The 19,390-nt window shown below is 38.8% G+C and carries 15 protein-coding genes; 2 read left to right on the top strand and 13 right to left on the bottom strand.

Annotated features, from left to right (window positions below):
• Positions 1–5: 5 nt before the first annotated feature.
• Positions 6–1,139: a DNA methyltransferase family protein gene (locus HCCG_RS06040; RefSeq protein WP_002956567.1), complete on the top strand. Its 1,134-nt coding sequence runs from the start codon at positions 6–8 to the stop codon at positions 1,137–1,139.
• Positions 1,120–1,896, top strand: coding sequence for a R.Pab1 family restriction endonuclease (locus HCCG_RS06035; protein ID WP_002956566.1), 777 nt, complete (start codon positions 1,120–1,122; stop codon positions 1,894–1,896). The genes HCCG_RS06040 and HCCG_RS06035 overlap by 20 nt, the downstream gene beginning before the upstream one ends.
• A 103-nt stretch (positions 1,897–1,999) precedes the next feature.
• On the opposite strand, the gene HCCG_RS06030 is transcribed toward HCCG_RS06035, so the two are convergent.
• From HCCG_RS06030 to HCCG_RS05965, 13 genes are all read right to left on the bottom strand, one after another.
• Positions 2,000–3,397: a CCA tRNA nucleotidyltransferase gene (locus HCCG_RS06030; RefSeq protein ID WP_002956565.1), complete on the bottom strand. Its 1,398-nt coding sequence runs from the start codon at positions 3,395–3,397 to the stop codon at positions 2,000–2,002.
• A 52-nt stretch (positions 3,398–3,449) separates the two neighbouring features.
• Complete coding sequence (locus tag HCCG_RS06025) at positions 3,450–4,619, bottom strand: FAD-binding protein (protein ID WP_050754586.1); 1,170 nt, start codon at positions 4,617–4,619, stop codon at positions 3,450–3,452.
• 82 nt (positions 4,620–4,701) lie between these two features.
• Entirely contained in the window at positions 4,702–6,330 is a 1,629-nt protein-coding gene (locus HCCG_RS06020; RefSeq protein WP_015453443.1) for a phosphonoacetaldehyde reductase, read from the bottom strand.
• A complete protein-coding gene (locus tag HCCG_RS06015) occupies positions 6,320–8,527 on the bottom strand; it encodes a thiamine pyrophosphate-dependent enzyme (protein ID WP_002956562.1) in 2,208 nt (735 codons plus the stop codon). Before HCCG_RS06015 ends, HCCG_RS06020 begins: the two co-directional genes overlap by 11 nt.
• A gap of 13 nt (positions 8,528–8,540) precedes the next feature.
• Positions 8,541–9,413 carry a TylF/MycF/NovP-related O-methyltransferase gene (locus tag HCCG_RS06010; RefSeq protein WP_002956561.1) on the bottom strand — a complete coding sequence of 291 codons (873 nt, stop codon included), beginning with the start codon at positions 9,411–9,413 and terminating at the stop codon, positions 8,541–8,543.
• Between the two features lie 313 nt (positions 9,414–9,726).
• Positions 9,727–11,055 (bottom strand): phosphoenolpyruvate mutase, encoded by a 1,329-nt coding sequence (gene aepX, locus HCCG_RS06000; RefSeq protein WP_268257957.1) that lies wholly within the window; start codon positions 11,053–11,055, stop codon positions 9,727–9,729.
• A 63-nt stretch (positions 11,056–11,118) separates the two neighbouring features.
• The gene (locus HCCG_RS05995) at positions 11,119–11,886 is read right to left on the bottom strand and encodes a phosphocholine cytidylyltransferase family protein (RefSeq protein ID WP_002956558.1); all 768 of its coding nucleotides are present in this window, start codon (positions 11,884–11,886) and stop codon (positions 11,119–11,121) included.
• Positions 11,883–12,788: a hypothetical protein gene (locus tag HCCG_RS05990; protein ID WP_041321695.1), complete on the bottom strand. Its 906-nt coding sequence runs from the start codon at positions 12,786–12,788 to the stop codon at positions 11,883–11,885. Before HCCG_RS05990 ends, HCCG_RS05995 begins: the two co-directional genes overlap by 4 nt.
• Positions 12,789–12,804: 16 nt before the next feature.
• Positions 12,805–13,347, bottom strand: coding sequence for a hypothetical protein (locus HCCG_RS05985; protein ID WP_002956556.1), 543 nt, complete (start codon positions 13,345–13,347; stop codon positions 12,805–12,807).
• Between the two features lie 9 nt (positions 13,348–13,356).
• Positions 13,357–13,932, bottom strand: coding sequence for a gamma-glutamyl-gamma-aminobutyrate hydrolase family protein (locus tag HCCG_RS05980; RefSeq protein WP_002956555.1), 576 nt, complete (start codon positions 13,930–13,932; stop codon positions 13,357–13,359).
• The gene (locus tag HCCG_RS05975) at positions 13,929–16,793 is read right to left on the bottom strand and encodes an adenylyl-sulfate kinase (RefSeq protein WP_015453439.1); all 2,865 of its coding nucleotides are present in this window, start codon (positions 16,791–16,793) and stop codon (positions 13,929–13,931) included. Before HCCG_RS05975 ends, HCCG_RS05980 begins: the two co-directional genes overlap by 4 nt.
• Positions 16,794–16,907: 114 nt before the next feature.
• Positions 16,908–17,747 (bottom strand): class I SAM-dependent methyltransferase, encoded by an 840-nt coding sequence (locus HCCG_RS05970; protein ID WP_002956553.1) that lies wholly within the window; start codon positions 17,745–17,747, stop codon positions 16,908–16,910.
• 36 nt (positions 17,748–17,783) lie between these two features.
• Positions 17,784–19,390, bottom strand: a 1,607-nt coding sequence (locus HCCG_RS05965) for a sulfatase-like hydrolase/transferase (RefSeq protein ID WP_034548195.1), incomplete at its 5' end; no start/stop codon positions are given.

Here is a 19,390-nt window from a genome sequence, read left to right as displayed (position 1 = left end):
ATTCAATGACAAAACCAACGCATTTAAGCACACAAGAAAAAATCAATCTTGGCAGTTTTTATACTGCTGATTTTTTGGTCAATGCAGTCTATATAATGCTTAAAAAATATGTAGATTCTAAAGATCATGTGCTGCTTGATAGCTCGTGCGGAAGTGGGAATTTCTTGCAATCACAAGCCATTATAAAAAGCGGATTTACTAAAGATAGCTTTAGTAAAATCATAGGAACTGATATTGATAAAACGGCTTTACATATCGCAAAACGCACACTGGATTCTAAGGTGATTTTGCTTCATAAAAACGCATTACATAATGTTACTAGGGAGCATTTTTCTATCGCACAAACTGATAGGCTCATTATCATAGGCAATCCGCCTTATAATGATAGAACTTCCATCGTGCAAAATCATCTTAAAAATAAAGAATCCATACAAATAGATTCTGCTTTGCAACATAGAGATATAGGCATAAGCTTTTTACTATCTTATGAGAGACTAAAAGCGGATTTTATCTGTGTTTTGCACCCACTTTCTTATTTGATAAAAATGGCTAATTTTAGCGCATTAAAAGATTTTGTAAAAGCTTACAAACTCATAGATTCTACAATTATTAGCTCTCAAATTTTTTGCAAAGATTCTAAGGGGTATTTTCCTATTATTATCGCTCTGTATAAAAGGGATAATAAGGGAATGGATTATGAATATATTTGTAATTTTAAATTTAAGACAATAAATAAAAAAGAATTTAGCCTAAAGGGGTTTGATTATATTGGCAACTACATTGATAAATATCCTAATAAAAAGCGTGTAGTAAGCTCTAAAATCAAAGCGATGTTTTACACAATGCGTGATATAAATGCCCTGCGTCGTTCTAAGACTTTTATAAACAAAGAAAATAGCAATACGATTTTTGTAACACAAGAAAAATATAGCCTTTATTGCTATGTTGATGTGTTTAAATTATTTTTGCCACATATCCCTTATTATTTTGGAAACTGTGAAGTAATGATTAACTTTCAACAATTTAAAGCCCTAGAATCCCACTTTATACAAGCAAGTGAAAGCAAGATTCTAAGCCCTGAAATTTCGCAGTATTTTAGAGATTTACTAGGAGTGCATTATGAAAATACAACAATGTGAAAATAAACAAATCTTTGTAGAAATTCCGCTTACCACACAAAGTGGCAAAACAAGAGTAAAAACACGCAATAGCTTTTATGAATATGGACTGCCCACTGCAACAAGACAGATTCCATTTTCACAAAAGCATTACATTGAGTGGCAAATCGGCTATGATGTAGATAAAAATGATAAAGAAAAGTTGGCTTTAAGCACTTTAGGGCAAAGTGAGTTTATCGGGGCAAATGGTAAGACAAAAGCCCTGTATGGGCTTAGTGAATATCTGTACTATTTCACGCAATGGGGGATTATTACAGAGAGTGAAATAACAAATTTATTAGCATTTTTGCAAAATATTAACGATGATGAATTTTTGGATTCTAGGAGTGATTTACAGATTTTACGAAGCCACCCTATAAGTAAAAAGATTTTAGGTGTGGAGTTTTATGAATCTCAAGTCAAATATCCGCTTTTGGTGCATAAATTTAATCATTTTGATGTGCTAGTAGAAATCATCATTAAAGAAAAACAAAGGGCGGTTGGTGTGCAGCCTATGCTTTATGTTTGCTTTCCTATCACAGAGCTACATTGTAACCCCGTGCTTTTAGGCAGAGTGACAGAATCTAAAGAATGCGGTTTGCTTATCTTAGATTCTAAGGATAAAAACTTTTTACTAGAGATTTTTAAAATCTTTGGAATGCTAAGTAAAAATCACAATTATGATGTATGCGAGATTGTAAAGATTATAAAAGTTAATATAGCCATAGAACCTATATAAAAACTCTTTGGTTCTATCTCATCACACAAGTAAAACTTTGCACCCAAAGATCACTATAAGGAACTTTTTTTGTTATTGATAAGCAAAGCTTTCACTATAAGCTCTAGCCCCTTAGCTCCACTGCCCTTATCAGCAAAGCTTCCCTAGAATGCTTTAATTTTTCACTTACAATCTCTTCTAACAATATCTGCAAGATTCTACCTATATCCTTACCCACAAAGCCCAAAGCCTTTATATCATCGCCATTTATACATAGCTCTTTTAGACTTAAAGGCAGGTTTGAAACTAGCACCTGCTCCATATTTTTTTGAAACTCTTTAAGCCCCTTTTGAGCTGAATCTTGCGTTAAATCTTGAGCCACCACCGCCATTTTTAGCCTTATCATATCACGCAAAATCCGCTCTCCGCTGATAGACAGCTCCTTATCCCCACTCATTTTCTCACTTGCACAGCCCCGCTCCAAATGCCCAAACTCCCTAGTCTCCCTACCGCCAAGGGCGATAATCCGCCCTGCTATCTCCTGCCTATTTGTCTCAAGGGGTATCTCACACGCTTTTAGAATCTCACTCACATACCGCCTTGTTTTATTATCAAATTTGAGAGATTCTAAAATCTTATCCGCCTTATCTCTTTTGCTTGTTTTGCCCCAATCGCACACTTGAGCTAAAAATAAAGCCCAAACAAATGCTTTAGATTCTATATTTTGCGGCAATCTTACTTCCAGCCCTTCAAAGCTTATCATTCCGCCAAATGCCACATTCAGCACATCACTATACTTACGCATAATTTTTTCCGCTGCCCTGCCACATAAAAGCTTTGTAAGCTCATCTTTTATGCGTTCTTTTGAGATATAGCATAAATTCTTAGCACATTCTCGCAATGCAGAATCCGTGTGAGATTCTATCTCAAAGTCCAAAGTCGCAGCAAAACGCAAGACACGCAAGATTCTTAAAGCATCTTCATTAAAACGCAAATGTGCCTCCCCCACACACACAATCTTACGATTGATAATATCCCTTAGCCCACCTACCTTATCAATTAGCCCCGTATGTGGCGAATACGCAAGGGCATTCATCGTAAAATCCCGCCTTTGTAAATCCTGCTCTAATTCAGTGGTAAATCTCACGCTATCAGGTGCTCTTTTGTTGCTATAAGCCCCCTCTATGCGAAAGGTGCTTATCTCATAAATCTTATTATCATAAATCACACTTATCGTGCCGTGCTTTAAGCCTGTGGGGATTGTGCGGGGGAAAAGCCTTATCACTTCACTTGGCAGGGCAGAAGTGGCAATGTCATAATCACTTGGCAAATTTTGATAAGCTAAATCACTTTTAAGCCCCGCATTATCGCTACATTCTAAAGTATGTAAAATCATATCACGCACACACCCACCAACAATATACGCCTTATATCCGCTCATTTGTAATTGAGAAAGGATAAACTCCACGCTTTCAGGCAGTTGTGGGGTAAAATCTTTAGGATTGAAGTGAGATTCTGGCATTATTTAGAATCTCGGTTTAGAATCTCGCCTAGATTCTAAATGTGTTTCCAAACTAGATAATCTTGCCATTTTCTAGCCCTTTTCTTAAACGCAATAGCCCAAATCGCAAAATCAACCGCCGAATGCAAGGCACAAACATAAAAGGATACCGCACATAATGCCGAAATAAAGTTTTCACAATAAGCATTCTAGCCTTGGCTCTATACGCTCTATGTAAAGTAGATGTGCGTGAGACATTCATATCACAGGCATTTAAAATATGAGCTAGAATCCTAGAGCTATTCATCGCCCCGCTTATGCCCTCCAGCGTGCTTGCGTTAATAAACCCAGCCGCCTCGCCGATTAAAAATACGCCACTATGTCCTAAGACAAAGTCCTTTAGCCTTGTAGGTTGCAACACCAAACACGCCTCTTTTTTTAAAGGCTTCCCAAAGATAAAGCCCAAAGTGCGAAGTCGCTCTATCTGTGTGGCAAAGCGTTCTTGGCAGTTTGCGTGTGGATACGCCCCACCAAAGATAAAATAGCCATTTTTTGACATACTCCAGCTATAACTTGGCGTAAGTTCTTTATCAAAAACACAAGAAAGCATAGGAGCGTTATGTTCCTTATACCATTCTTGGATACACACAAGCGACTTTGTCTTAAGCTGTGGGTAGAGATACCGCCGTAAATGGCTCTTTGCCCCATCAGCACCGATGATAATCTTAGCCTTACAAGTAAAGTCCTGCGATATTTTAGCATTCTTAGAATCTTGGCGTTTAAAATGGAGCGTGTAGATTCCATTTTCACCTTGCTTGAGACTTTTAAAATACGCCTTATGAAAGGTAGAAATATGACTAGGAATGCGTGATTTTTGCCATAAGTCAAAGGCGTGTCGCTCCATATTGATGTAGCCTTTTTGAATGTAAGAAGCGTGAGGGTAGCCATAGTCAATGGTGTTTATGGCAAAAATTTGAGGCTCTACAAGTAGGCGTGTGGGGAGATTTAGCCCTTGTGTGGCAAATGCTTTCTGTCCGCCCTCAGATAGTAGCCCACCACAAGGCTTATGAAAACTCTCATCAAAGCAATCTCCACTAGAATCTTTTTTATCAATGGCGATGACTTTGAGATGAGATTGTAAAAGTGAGGCGAGATTGCTACCTGCCACACCTAAGCCGATGATGGCTATATCAAACTCCCCTAAATCACGCATTGTCTCTTTTGAGCTTGTATTTTCACGCATTACCCTATCCACAATCCTTTCTAAAATAAAAATAAGGCAAGGATTTTAGCATAGTTTCATTAAATGCTTTTTGTGAAAGATTTTAGAGCAAATCAAGCATTCTTTTCTTTGCTTTTGCCACATCAAGTAGTCCATTTTTTGCCCTAGCATTCAGTGAGCTAAAAATATCTTCTATCATTGTAGAATCTAACCCATAATCACGCGGATTGCTTGAGATATGAAGTGTTTTAAAAAGATTTTTAATGCCTTGTTTATAGGGGCGTAGGATAGAATCTGCGTTTTCATCACTTATACAATCTAGCAAAATCGGCAGAGTAAAGCTACACGCCAAGCCGTGTGGCACACCAAAACGCATTGTGATAGGATAGCTTATGGCGTGAGCTAGGGCGGTTTGTGTGTTTGAAAAGCTAAGGGCAGCGTGCATACAAGCAAGGGCTAGATTTCTTCTAATCTGCGTTGTCTCTTTAGTGTTTTTCAGGGAGATTTGCTTTTTGCTTGTGCGACAGCCCTTATGGCTAGTCTCCGCACAAAAAGCTTCACAACCCTTGAAATTATCTAAAAATCCTTCCGCAGTGGTGGCGGTGCTGTTTGTGTTTTTTGTAGTCCTGTCATTTTGAGCCGTAGGCGAAAAATCTTTTTTAGATTCTATATTGTTAGATACTTCGCCTAAAGGCTCAGTATGACAAGCAATTGTTGTAGAATCTAAAATCTGTTTAGAATCTAAAGAGGTTAGCATTTCATATAATGGTGGCAGATTCTCTAAAATCAGCTCAATAGCCGCCTTTGCATATTGCGTAGAAATGGGATTTGCATTTTTATTCCAAATGGATTCTACTGCGTGAGATAGGCTATCAAGCGTGGTGTGAATACTAAGACTTAAAGGCAAGGATAGCAAAAGAGAGATGTCATAAAATGCTATTTGTGGATATAAGCATTTATGCGATAAAGAATATTTGACATTTGCCCCTTTATCCCAAATAGTCGCCCATTGTGTCAGCTCACTGCCCGTTCCAGCCGTGCTAGGACAGGCAAAAAGTGGCATCGCCTTTGCCTCGCCCACAATCTCCAAACCCCCATTCTTTGCTATAATCTCATTTTGCAGGGCAAAAAACTTCGCACTATCTAGCACACTCCCACCACCAAGAGCAATAACCACATCATAACGCCCCTTTAACTCCGCCTTTATACTTTGCAAGGATTCTAACTCTGGATTTGGATTTACAGAATCATAGATGATAATGTTGCTAAAAATCTTTGCGATATTTTGGGCTAAGTTTGCTCTTTTAGATTCTATGGGATTAGAATTTGGTGTTTGAGATGGTAGCTCACGCTTAGTATGACAAGGGAGAGAATCCACAATTCTAGAATCTTGGCTAAGATTTGAATGATTAGATTCTATTTGGCATTCTAAGGATTGAGATGAGAAAACCAGCGAAGCGGTGCAAGGCGAAGCTGCAGCGGGTTTCTTTAGTAAATTGGCATTATCAAGTGAGCCAACAAGAAGCTTACTAGAGGTAAGTGCCGCGGTTGGCGAACGCAGATTCGCCGATTTATCGCTCAATACTGAATGCTCTTCTTGCCTATTAAAGCTTTTAGAAGTTACTAGCAATATTCTCTTTGAAGCCAACTCATTTTCCGCTAGATTCTGTAAAGATTCTAAAATATCCACATCAAAGTGGATTTGCACAGGATTATAATAACTAAAACTCATCACTATTCCCCCGCATATACTCGCTTAGTCTTTGAGCCACTTCTTGCGGTGTAACCTTTGGTCGCCCTAGGTTGTCTTTAGAGCCTTTTTGGATTTTAAGGTAGATAAACCACGCCCCTTTTTTAGAATCTAAATTGCTAGGATTTGTTTTAGATTCTATAACTTTGTCATACTGAGCCGTAAGCGAAGTATCTTTGTTTGAAATGTTTTGATTTTTAGATTTTTTATTTTTTTCTTTAAGGAGGAAGGGCTTAAATTGCGAAGTCGCTCCCTCCCCCTTAAAAATCCCCCACCCCGACAACGCCTTCCTAGTGCTACGCACGAGTGCGGTATTGCTTTGTAAGTTTTGTGTGAATTTGGGGGCAGGAGTTACCTTATGAGTAATGACTGCCTCAAAATCCACACAATCTTGCAAATGACTACCCAAAGACGAATTGCCACAAGCTGAATGCCTCGCATCTAAAAACAACCGAACATACAACTCAAACTCTTCTAAACTCTCTGCTATACACACATTCACATACCCACACGACTTAGCAATACTACTAAAATCCACAAAAGGTGAGAGATTAAACTGCCCACCTGTGCTATCGTGGCTTTCATTATCTAGTAAAATATGGCAAAAATTATCCCTATCCCTTGTGTAATACGCATTTGTGCTTAATGCACCAAGCCGCATAAGCAGGGCAGAATCACCATCTATGGCAATGACTTTTTGTCTGCTTTTTAACGCAATGCCAAGTGAGAGAGAACTCACACAGCCCATAGAGCCAACCATATAAAGCTGATTTGGACTATCCTCTATTTCATATAGTTCCCTGCCACATTTACCTGTGGTAGCAAACAGCAAAGCTTTAGAATCTTTTGCTAGAGTATGCAGAACTTCCAAGGCTTCTAGCCGTGTAGGCATTTTGTTTGCAGGTTGGGTGGGTTTAAAATCTGGTTTAGATTCTGTGTTGTTAGAATCGGCTTGAGATTCTAGAATCTTGTCATATTTGCAAGTGTGGGCAAGAGCTTTGCTCGTGCGAGCCTTTGAAAAAGGCGAAATATCTCTTTTAGATTCTGTGCTAGATACTTCAGCTAATGCTTCAGTATGACAAGGGGTGGAATGGGCTTGAGATTCCATATTGCTAGAATCTTGGCATTCTAAGGATTGAGATGAGAAAACCAGCGAAGCGGTGCAAAGCGAAGCCGCAGTAGGTTTCTTTAGTAAATCGTGGCTTTGCGAAGCAGAAGCAAGAAGCTTACTCGGTGTAAGTGCCGCAGCAGCAATCCGCGATTTATCGCTCAATACTGAATGCCCACTCACAAGAGAGACTTTAGAAAAAGTTTTATCTCTCACAATAAAGAAAAAACTCTCCCCTTTTTCTAACCACTCTAAAGCCTCTTGCACCTGCATTTTAGCCCTATCCATATCTGAATCTAAAAAGGCATATTTAATCTCGCAAGTCTCTAGCAATGTATCCGTGATAACGCCTAATAACTCGTGCTGTGGCTCATCTGTGTTTTTACCGCTAGAATCCCTTTCACCACGCAAGGACACAAAGCCTAGAATTGGAATCTTAAAAGTATAGTTAAGGCTTGTTAGGGGGCTTAGGGCGTTGCTTAAGCCGCTATTTTGCATTAGCACCACGCCGTAGTTATGGGGCGTTATCTCTTTGGTGCTTTTAGCAGATTCTGCACTCAAGGCTCGGTCATTTGCGTTTAGCAAACTCCCTTCGCCTTTCGCTTGAAAACCACTAAAATCACTCAAAGATACTTCCGCCTGAGAGTCTTTATTGTTGGAATTAACTTGAGATTCTAGGCTTGTAGATTTTTCGCTACGCTCAAAATGACAAGGGGTAGAATCCACAATTCTAGTATTTTGCAAGTATGGACTAGTGCTACGCACGAGTGCGGTATTGCTTTGTAAGTTTTGTGTGAATTTGGGGGCAGGAGTTACCTTATGAGTAATGACTGCCTCCAAAGACGCACAATCTTGCAAATGACTACCCAAAGACGAATTGTTATGAATTAGTCGGCACAAACTTATCCCACTTGCAATCGCCACCGCATCACCCTCATTATTACTCATAATGAAACGCTTGCTATTAATCGCATAATTAATAAGCGGTGCGAGATATGAGCAAGGCACACCGACAAAATCCCTTAATCCCACACTCTGCAAATAATCACCAAATTCCTGCGTGTCTAACATAGTTTTCCTTTCTCTAAGTTTTAATTAAGGCAATACTTAAATTATCGCCTATGGGAAGTGTGTAAATCTCATCGCTAGATTCTGCGATAAATTCCATAACCGCCTCCCTCACGCCAACATAGCCTTGCGAAAAATATTCGTGGCAGAGTATCACACCGCCCTTTACCATTTTGGGATAAAAATATCTAAGCCCCGCTAAAATTGGCTCATACAAATCACAATCAAGATTCACAAAGCAAAATCTTTCATTCTCTAGTCCCACAGCACTTTGTGGAAACCAACCCTTTTTGATTACACATCGCTCTTTATAGGGCATTTTACTTAGCACCAGCTCCACGCTTGTATTGGCAAAATGCTTTGCTCCAAGTGAATGAGCCATAGTAGAATCTTTACTTACATCGCTGTGAGTGAAGCCCTCAAATGTGTCAAACAAATACAAAGTTTTATCCCTAAAACTTTCATTTATATACCTTGCAAAATCCCCTCTATACACACCAAGCTCCGCTACACTGCCCTCTAAATGTTGCGATATTTTTGCAAAATCCTGCAAAAATACAATGCGTGCCTTGACACTTAGCTCAATATAGCCTACATCAATTTTTGCCTTTGGGATACCCATAGATTCTAACTGCTCGCTAATCTCATAAAGCCCTGTGAAAGTGCCTACAATCACTTTGTCAAAGTCTAGCTCCAGCAACTTAGGAGAAGAATATATACTTACCCCCCCCCCCGTAGAATCTTGGGTATTTTCTAAACAGATTTTCTGCCCTGCCTTTTGCGGATCATTATCAATAAAAGCGATAATCTCTACATTCTTATCTTGCATAAGATTTGCTCCAATGAGTCTACCGCAGTTTCCTGCACCAAAAATGACAACCTTTTGCATATTTGCTCCTTAAAAGTAATTTGTGTTCTATCTACCAAGCAATAGATAGAATCCAAACTACAAAATTTATAGAATCTGCCACTCAGATTCTATATTACATAGAGTTTTGTTTTGAGTGATTTTAGAAAATCTACTAATTTAGAATCTAGCAATTCTAAGATTGTGAGTGAGAAAACAAGGCAAAGCCGCAGTTTCTTTAGTAAATGTGGGGCTCAGGAAAATCACAAGGTTACCTTAAAGGGTAATGACCGCCGTGATTTTTCGCAGCTCCCGCATTTATCGCCACAAGCTGAATTGCTAAAACACAAAAACACTAAATTGTCCCCGGAATAAGTGAGAGAATCTCCTTCACACTCATACAAGAAGATTCCATCTCCTTACTTCTATCAAACTCTAAAATCCCTTGTGAGACCTTTTGCATCGCTACAAATGAAGCCCTAAGCAAGTGGTTTGCATAAATGATAATATTTGCCCCTGCTTCCCCTAGCTCTTTTGCAGTGATTTCATTAAAGCTTGTAGGCACGACTACCACAGGCGTTTTAGAATCTTTCTCTCTAAAGGTTTTGAGAAAAGCTAACACTTCATCAGGGCTTTTTTGGCGTGAATGTATCATTATACCATCTGCCCCAGCGTTAATATAGGCAAAAGCCCTTTTTAGTGCATCTTCTTGCCCTTTGTCTAGTATCAAAGATTCAATACGCGCGATAATCATAAAATCCTGTGTAATCCGTGCGTTTTTCCCTGCTCTAATCTTGTCGCAAAAGACTTCAATGTCTTCTTGGGTTTGCTCTACATCATTACCCAAAAGTGAATTTTTCTTTAAGCCCGTTTTGTCTTCAATGATGACAGCAGATACTCCCGTTCGCTCCAAACTTCTCACAGAAAAGACAAAATGCTCTATCTTGCCACCTGTGTCAGCATCATAAATCAAGGGCTTTGAGGTTACTTCAAAGATTTCATTAATGGTGTTTAAGCGGCTTGTTAGCTCTACGGCTTCAATATCTGGCTTACCCCTGCTTGTGCTATCTGTAAGGCTAGAACTCCAAAAGCCATCAAACTCTAGCTTTTTGCCGCTAGATTCTACACAAGCATTTTGTGCGATAAGGGCGGATATAGCGGAGTGGGTTTCACAGATTCTAAGTGGAGTTTTTGCATTCACAAGTCGGCGTAAGAGCGAAAGTCTAGCATTTGTGCTGATGCCAATCGCCCTTGCATCAAGGTTTAGCTGTGTGGAGCTTATGCCCTCTGTGTAGCTAGGCTCTATAAGCTCACCGCAATTTAGCTCCTGCAGGGTATCAATGACATTTTGACGCGTTTTACTCTGTGTGCCGCTTTTCCAATCATCGCCGTGGATTACGAAGCGAGGCTTTAAGGAGCGGATATTGCCCTCATAACTCAATGTATCTTGCGGGATAACTCTATCAATCTCTTTTAAATGGCTAATGACTTCATAGCGTTGGGCATAGTTCATATAAGGTAGTCGTTTATAAGAGGCTATTGCCTTATCGGTCAAAAGTCCTAGCACGACTTCGCCCCTTCTGCCCTCACTAGATTCTAAGCTATCGGCTAACTCTCTTGCGATTTTTAGGATATTAATGTGTCCGGGGTGGATTAAATCTGCCGCCATAGCGACATAGACTATTAAAGCATTTTGATTAGGCTGACTAACGGGGGGGGGGGGGGGTAAATGTATTTTTTCGCATACTTATCCTTTTAAAGTGGGTTTTTGAGTGAGAGTTTCTAAATCACTTGGAGTGAAAAGTGATTTATAAAGATTCAAATCATCTTTATTATCACATTCGCCCCAAATGCCACTATAATGCATACAGGCTATCTTCTGCCCATTTTTAAGCAGGGTATTTAAAAGCGTGGTGCTATCCGTTGTTTTTGGGAGATTTTCACTTAAAGAAAAAAGGGTGCGTAAGCCTTGAAGGCTAAAAGATAGTAATCCCATATACTGCCCTTGTATCTCATCTAGATTCTGTGCTTTTAAGCCAATCTCTCGCAAGACTCCATCGCTTTGCTTAAAGCTCTCCGCATCAAGCAGTGGCTCATCAAAACGCAATTCCCACAGCTTACGCCATTGTGTGCTATATAAGATTCCTATATCATCTTTGCTTTTAAGCAGAGAATCTATCGCAGCAACGCTATAAAAAATATCGCTATAACTCACCACCACCCTATCGCTATCCATTAGCCACTCTTTTGCACAATACAGGGAGTAAATCATATTAGAATCTGCCCATTGCGGATTGATAATGCTGTGTAGATTAAAGTGCTTTATATAAGATTCTAAGCATTCCCTAGCATAGCCCACAACAATGCCTATATCATCTATCCCAGCGTTTTTTAACGCTTCAATTTGGTAGAGCAAAAGCGGCTTTTTGTGAAGTTCAACCAAACATTTGGGCTTCTCTTGTGTCAATTCCTGCATACGACTACCGCGTCCTGCTGCTAAGATAAGAGCTTTCATTGTGTGCCTCCATTTGCTGATATGTCCCAATTACCAAAACAAGAAAACAACGCAAGGTGCTTCAAAGTCGGGTGGATTCTATAATATGTCTCGCCCTCTTTGCGATTTTGCGAAGTTAGGCTAAAAGCCCCATTTTGCTTGTATTCTAAAAGCACTTTTACAAGAGCTTGAGAGCGGATATAAGGCTCAAGGGTAGTATCAATATCCGTGTTAGCAAACTCGCATAATTGCTTTGAGCTAAGGCTAAAAAAGCCTAGCATATCGCCACAATCAAGCCCATCGTTTAAAAACATAGCAGTTGAGCAAATCTCCCCCTCTTCTAAAAGTGAGTAATAGCAAGTCGTTGAGCCTTTATACTGCGGGAGCTTCCCAGCGTGGATATGGATAAAATGCTTTGGAATATGAAAATATTTAGATTCTAAAATCCCCCCGCCATAGCCTGAATAAATCACATATTTTTGTGGCAAACTTTCCACACAACTAAACACCGCTTCATCATTAATATCCTGTGTATCAATGCAATGTGTGCTAATGCCTAAGTCTTGAATCTGTAAAATGACTTGCCCTGCTTCAAGGGCATTGCCTAAAATCACAATATGGCTTGGGACGATACCACATTGCAACATCGCTTGAAAGTAGATATTTGAACGAGAGCTTAGGGCATATATCATAGCAAGGCTAGATTCTAGCTCTACACACTTTGCAGGAGCATTTATAGAGCCAAAATCAAGCGGAGTGTCCTTATACTCATAGTCTTTGATAGAATCTATCAAGGATTTAAGCTGTTGCAGCTCTGCTTGTAACTCTATTTGCAAATCATTGTGTGCTAGAATCTGCCTATCAACACTCGCAGATTCTATAAAATCCACGCAAGGTTGAAACCCTGCTTTTTGTGCTATCATTTTCACACCTTCTATTTCACATTTCACGCTTTTGGCTAGGTAAGGCATTATACCCCCCCCCCCCGCTAGAATCTAACACTGCCAAATCCATAGCAGGATTATAAATAAGTGATAAAAGCGTATCGTTAAGTTTTAGCAAAGTATTAAGATACAAAAGATTATGTGTTTGAGCAAAAAACGCACATAAGGCTTTAGCAAAGCATAAATAATTATCAATATGCGTATATGAACTCATCTTATCTGGCTTTAAAATCTCTTCGTTAGAAAATCTAGAAACCCCTTTATCATAAGATATATACAGCCTTTTATTAATCTCAAAAGTTTTAATCACAAGCTTTAGTATTTTCTCGTTTTTACAAGATTCTAAAATATAGTCATTGACAGATTCTAGCTCTCTTTGCTCCATATTTTTACCTTGATTTTGGGCTGGTTCGCATAAAAATGTAAATAAAGCCCTGCGTGTAGAAAGATACTCTTGTAAAAATGCCACGCCACCAAAGGCGGTGTAATTGTAGCTTTGTGGTAGGTTTAGGTTATTTTCTGTGATATATGGATACATTTTTGCCCCTTAAGTTTGTAAAAATTGAGAGATTAAAGCCCTATCTGCTTGTATAGTAGAATCTTGTCTCTCTCGCTCTGGATGCCACATTAACGCTAGAATCTGCCTACTTTTCATCGCCTCTATCTCACTCTCAACATAAGCTAGATTCTCAAATCCACTTGGCACTTCCTTGATACAAAAATTATGATAGCTATGCACACTATGTGTAAGTGTGCCGCTTAGGGCGTGGTATTCTTTAACGGCGTGTGTGCTTTTGTGAAGTTTTAATCCAAAATATGTCGCTACAATCTGCATACCACGGCATATTGCTAGAATCTTTTTATTATGTTGTAACGCATACTCAAGTAGCATAAACTCAAATTCATCTCGCTTGGGATACTGCCCAATGTCATTGCCCCCACTTAGCACAAGCACTTCTTTATCTTTAAATATTTCAGCAATATAATCTTTTTGACTAAAAGACACACCAAAGCCCCTGCAATCACACTTTAGCAAATACTCATACAAGGCTACATCTAAGCATTCCCATAGCTCATTATAGGGCTTGTGGTGGCAGATTCTTTGGGTTATCAAAGCAGTCATAGCACAACCACCTTAGAATTCGCACAATCAATTTCTACCGCCCCTGCTGCTGCAAATGTCGCAAACTTCTCCCCACAGCCAATCACGGCTGGAATCCCAAGCTCATTTGCTCGTATTGCCATATGTGAATTTGCCCCGCCAAACTCCGTAATAAGCCCCTTAATATCGTGTGAAAAAATCCAATCAAAACCCGGATCCGCCCTTGAAATACACACAATTTTTTGAGTTAAATCCGCCTTTATCTCATCTTTTAAGTGAAGCACCTGCCCTTTTATGCGTTTTTGTGTGATGAAATTTGGCATAGATTCAGCAATGCTAAAGTATTCTGCTTGAGATTCATCTGTGATAAGTGGAGGCAGGATAATGGCTTGTTGCAGCTCATAGGAGCTTTTGCCATATTCAATGGATTCTAAAATCAAACGCTCCAAATTATTAGAAGTGCGATAGGCTTTAAAGAAAATATCCACATCGCAATAGCTCATATCTTCACTGCTTAGTCCAAACTCCGCTCCAAGCTTTGCTATAAGGCTTAAAGCCGTGCTTAGATTCTTGCTAAATTCAAACTTAGACTGCTCTCTGTATATAATGCCTGTGGCGATAAAGTCAAAAAAGCCTAGCACATCAGTTTGTATGCTATGCTCTTTTAAAAGGCTATCAATGGCTTTAATCTGCTCTAAGCTTAGATTGAAGCTTTCTTTATGTAAGTTTAGCGGGGTTTTGTGCTTAAAATAAAAATCAAAGCCTTCATCATATCGTGGCGATAAAATATCATAAGTCCCCGGACGCAAATGCCCATATTTACGCAAAAAGTCATTTTTTGAGAGATGATGCAAATCGGTGGCAAAGTGAGAGGTTATACACTCTAAAGATTGAATAAAATTTTGCTTTTGCCATTCGTCTAGAATCTGTTCTTTCACTAATGCATTCAAAAAGCCCATTGCCATAAAGCCAATGCGTGCCAATCCCACAAAAGGCTTTGTACCATAGTTTCTACAATCTTGCAAAAGCCAATAGATTTTCTCAAGTAGAGAGCTTTCAAAGCTTAGAATCTGCTCTCGTTTATGACTTAAAATCTCTAGCTTTTGTATATCCGTGGTGTAGATTTTATTTGCGATAATGTTGTTTGTTAGGGCTTTTAGCTCTTTTGTTATCTCATTTATTTGCTTTGCTCCAAAGCCATATTCGCTTAAAATCTCTATCCTTCTTGGTGTATCAAAATAATAGCTATCAAAGAGAATCTCAAACTCTACCTTATCGTGCCAATGCGGATTCTCCCTTAATCGATGCAAGTAAAAATTAACAAGCATTTGACTTATATCATCTCTCAAATGCCGCGGCAAAAATGAATTAAAACTTGCCCTCACATCAACATAAGGTTTGCCGTGTAGATTATAAATCAGCGGATTGGCACTCACATCTTTATAGCCATACTCCGCCCTTTGTGTCGCATATACAGAATCTGTAATGAGATTAGCATACAAAGAAAGGGCTAGGGGGTGTGGGTGCAGCCCGATAATCTCAGCAGGATTCCAATCAGGCATAATCCCAAGTATGCCTTTTGTGCCTTGCAGTGAGGGGTGGGGCTTTAGGATAGAGTGAATCTTGTTTTTAAGTAAAGTGAGTTGTATGCTATGCGATGGGTATTGCTTGTGCGTTTTTACAAGCAGGGGGCGGACTTGAAAGCAATAGATTTCCTTGTCTGTGATACCAAACTCCACATCAAGTGGCGTATGCGGAATGAGCGATTCTAGCTCACGCAAAAGCCTTACAATCTTTTGTAAATGCGCATTGTTAATCTTTTTAGTGCAATGAGCGATATAAAAAGTCTGCGTGTTAGCCTCTCCACTTGTGATAGCGTGGGTAGATTCTAAAGAATATTCTATGACATAATAAGGAGCATTTGACTTTGGCTGCCTATTAAAAGCCACACCAGAGCAGATAATACCCTCTGCCATAGGCTGAATAAGCACCACTTCATCATTTGCTACACTTGAAAATGCCTTGTTTTTATCATCAATCTCTTTGTGATATGAAGCAAAAACTTCAAAAATATGCTCTTTTAGCTCATCTTTTTTGATATGTAGAAAACTCGCATAGGCCCCGGCATTTGAGTGAGAAAAGCCATCTTCACTCTTTGCTGATGAACGCACGATAAAGGAAGTAAAAGGTGTAGAATCTAGCTCTTGTAAAAGATGATTGAATGCACTAGATTCTAAAAAATCCTTTTTGCTTAGAATCCATAAAGGCAGAATCTTAGCGTATTGAAGCTTTGAATGGAGATTTTGTAGTGTTTTAGCTTTTGTGTCTAAAATATTATTTTCTACGCTTTGTGTGTGGCGTTGTGTAGAGTTTTGGGCTTTGCTTTCACGCAAAAAGCTATCAATTCTCAAGGCTATGTCATAAGGTGTCAAAGCACTATCATAGGAGATATGTAAATGTGCTTGTGGAATATCCACTTCTAAGTCAAGTCCGCCGACATTCCGCACGAGCCCAGATTTAAACTTGCTATAAATCCCCGCAGAATCTCGCTTTTCAAGCACGGATTTTGGCACATCAAGGAATATCTCATAATACTCACTCAAATGCAGACGATTATACGCACACACCTCTTCTAACATACCATTTGCTGCGATAATCACAGCCTTGCTAGATTGTGAAGAGAGACTCTTGGCAAGCTCGGCATAGCGGATACCAAGGGCGATACGAGAAGCCCTATCATAGCCATTTTGCTCAAAAATCTCACGCAGATGATTCCCATCAAGGATAATATTTTCAATCTCTCTTTTGTCTAGAATCTTACTTAGCTCTTGTGCTACGCTGCTTTTCCCAGCACCATTTAAGCCCATAATCCAAATAATCATAAGGCAATCCTGCTAGGCTTTGTGGATAGTGTAAATAGGGAGTTATTCGTGAAGCTATGGCTAGATTCAAGGCTTAGTTTGGAGGTTAGCTTACGATGTAATGTGAGAATTGCCTTAAGACTCGCAATGCTCCTTTCTTGCGATAATGCGGATAAAGTAGTCATCTTCACTATTAAATGGTGCAAAGCCATTATCTTCTTTTGCATAGAGAATTTTAAAGCGGTAAGTGAGAGCATTATACCCCCCCCCCGTAGTTATTATACGGGTATCTGCTTGGGTATTGCTTGTGTTATCTGTTTTTTTATTGAATACCCCTTGTGTCGCATTATTTGAGCTAAAACGCAAAGATTTAATCTCTTGCAATGTTTGAGTGAAGTTTAAGAATCTGCGGTAGTGATTATCATAAATAAATGCGTTTGTCTCATTCTCTACCGCCTTACCCTTGCCACAAAGGCTATTTTTCTCGCCTCTCACTTCAACGCTCAAGATTCCGCCATCTTTACAATATTTAAGGCAATCTGCCAAGGTTTTATCTTGTTGAGCTTTGCTGACAGAATGCAGGGTAAAACGAGAGTAGATACAATCAAATTGTCGTTGAAAACTAAAGGAATCTAGCTGTGTGAAATCGCCACATAGAAAGCGTGGGATATTTTTAGTTTGTGGGCTTTGTTTAGAATCTTGCAATGTTTTTGCATAACCATTCAAAAACTCTACTTCCTCTTGCACTTGATCTATGGCGGTTGTATCTATACCATTATTTGCAAAATAGAGACTATCTCGCCCATTACCACAACCTAGCTCAAGGAGTGATGGAGCGTTAGATTCTGCGTATTTGTTAGTATCGCAATTTATGGATTCTAACAAATAGTTTTTATACACAAGTTTTGCAAAAAGTGATGGTTCTACACCGATTTTGTACCTACTATAAAATTCACGCCAATATGTTTTGTCCACAGCTTATCCTTTATATTTTTACTACTATCTTGCTATTTAATGCTCTATCCCATCAATCTTAAAAGTGCCGTTTTTGACAGATTCTGTAATGTCTGTGAAATTTTTAGGATCAAGCACAGAATCTTTAATGAGCCATATTTTTTCAAACATCAAGTGGTCCGCTCTTTGTGCCTCGGAAGTCCAATGAATATTTCTTGTATGAATGATCTGTCTCTCTTGTGGATAGTTTTTGAGAATATTAGACACATTACACCCTCCCCCACCCATTACTTCATCGCATAAAATCCCATACACATCAGCATTACTCATTAAACGCATATCGGTTTTTAAATCACCATTACTTTTCAATTTTTTTATCATTAAAAGGGGATTGGGGTTGTTGCCAAACGATGCTTGATTTGGCATATTGTGCGTAGGCAAATCATTATAGCTGTGATCACTTACAAGCACTATCATTGTGTTATCATAAATACCATTGTCTTTTAAAAAATCAAGTAAAATTTTTGTCTCTTTCATTGCACAAACCTCATTGTCATAATGGTGAATATTTAAAAAAAATGCCCTATATTGTTGTGGAAGCTGACTTTGCGTATCCATTTCTGGCATACAATCTTTATTAAGTGCAAATGGATAATGTGTGTGCATTGTATGTATATACTTGAAAGTCTTAGAAGTAGAGTCCACATTTAAATTTCTTACAATAAGTGGCAATGCCGAAGTGTGTTTGACACCATTAATAAAACTACCTATCTGCTGTTTCTTGCCAAAAATCCACGAATAATTGCCAAACTCAAAATCCTTATAAATCCTAGCGCGAAAAATATAAGGAGCGAAATAAAAAAGTCCCATAGAAGCCATTTCACCAACAGGCTGATTATGTTTTTTAAGGTTTTGTAATGTGGAATCAAAATCCATCATTTTAGAATACGCTGCAAAATAATTATCCCATCCATCATAAATATCAATATTTTCTTGCGTATGGGAGCTGTTAATATGGGGCATAGCAAAACTATCCACCTTAAAACCATACTTTCTAAAAGTTTGATATGTCGCTAATAAAGAATCTGTAATGTTATCCGTATATGTCTGCATACTCAAATTGCGATTAGCGAATGCTGATAGATTATGTCCAGTCAAAATAGTATGTGCCGTCCTAATTGTATCTCCATCAAGAGAAAGCGTATTTGGATAATAAGTAAATCCCTGAAACTCTTGCTTTAATTCTGGGAATTGTTCAAAAATAATCTGCAAATGTGAGCCTGTAAAGGCATCAAAAAGCAATATAAGAACATTTTCTTTGTCTTTACTAAAACTGGTTAAATCGTGATGAAAAGGTGGTAAAAGATCTCGTAAATGAGAATCTGCTTCTTGCGAGATAGGTATATTGCGATATGATAAATCCATCTTCTGTGTAGCGATATGAGCAGCATTAAGAGTGCTAACTGCACCAAAAGCAATCAAAAGACACATAAGCGTATTTTTAAAGAGACTTTGCTTTCTCAAACATATCAATATCATAACACAGGCGAGAATCCCAACCAACAAATCAACATACTTAGCAAGAGGTGCGGAAAGATTGTGCGGATTTTTAAATACAAAATTATCAAGTTGGCTATAACTCTCACCCGTTACAACATTATAAT

Origin of the sequence: Helicobacter cinaedi CCUG 18818 = ATCC BAA-847, from assembly GCF_000155475.1 — a bacterium.
In the GTDB taxonomy this organism is placed as follows: Bacteria; Campylobacterota; Campylobacteria; order Campylobacterales; family Helicobacteraceae; genus Helicobacter_C; species Helicobacter_C cinaedi.
Note: the sequence above shows the minus strand (reverse complement) of the source record. Positions and strands in the feature narration are given on the sequence as shown.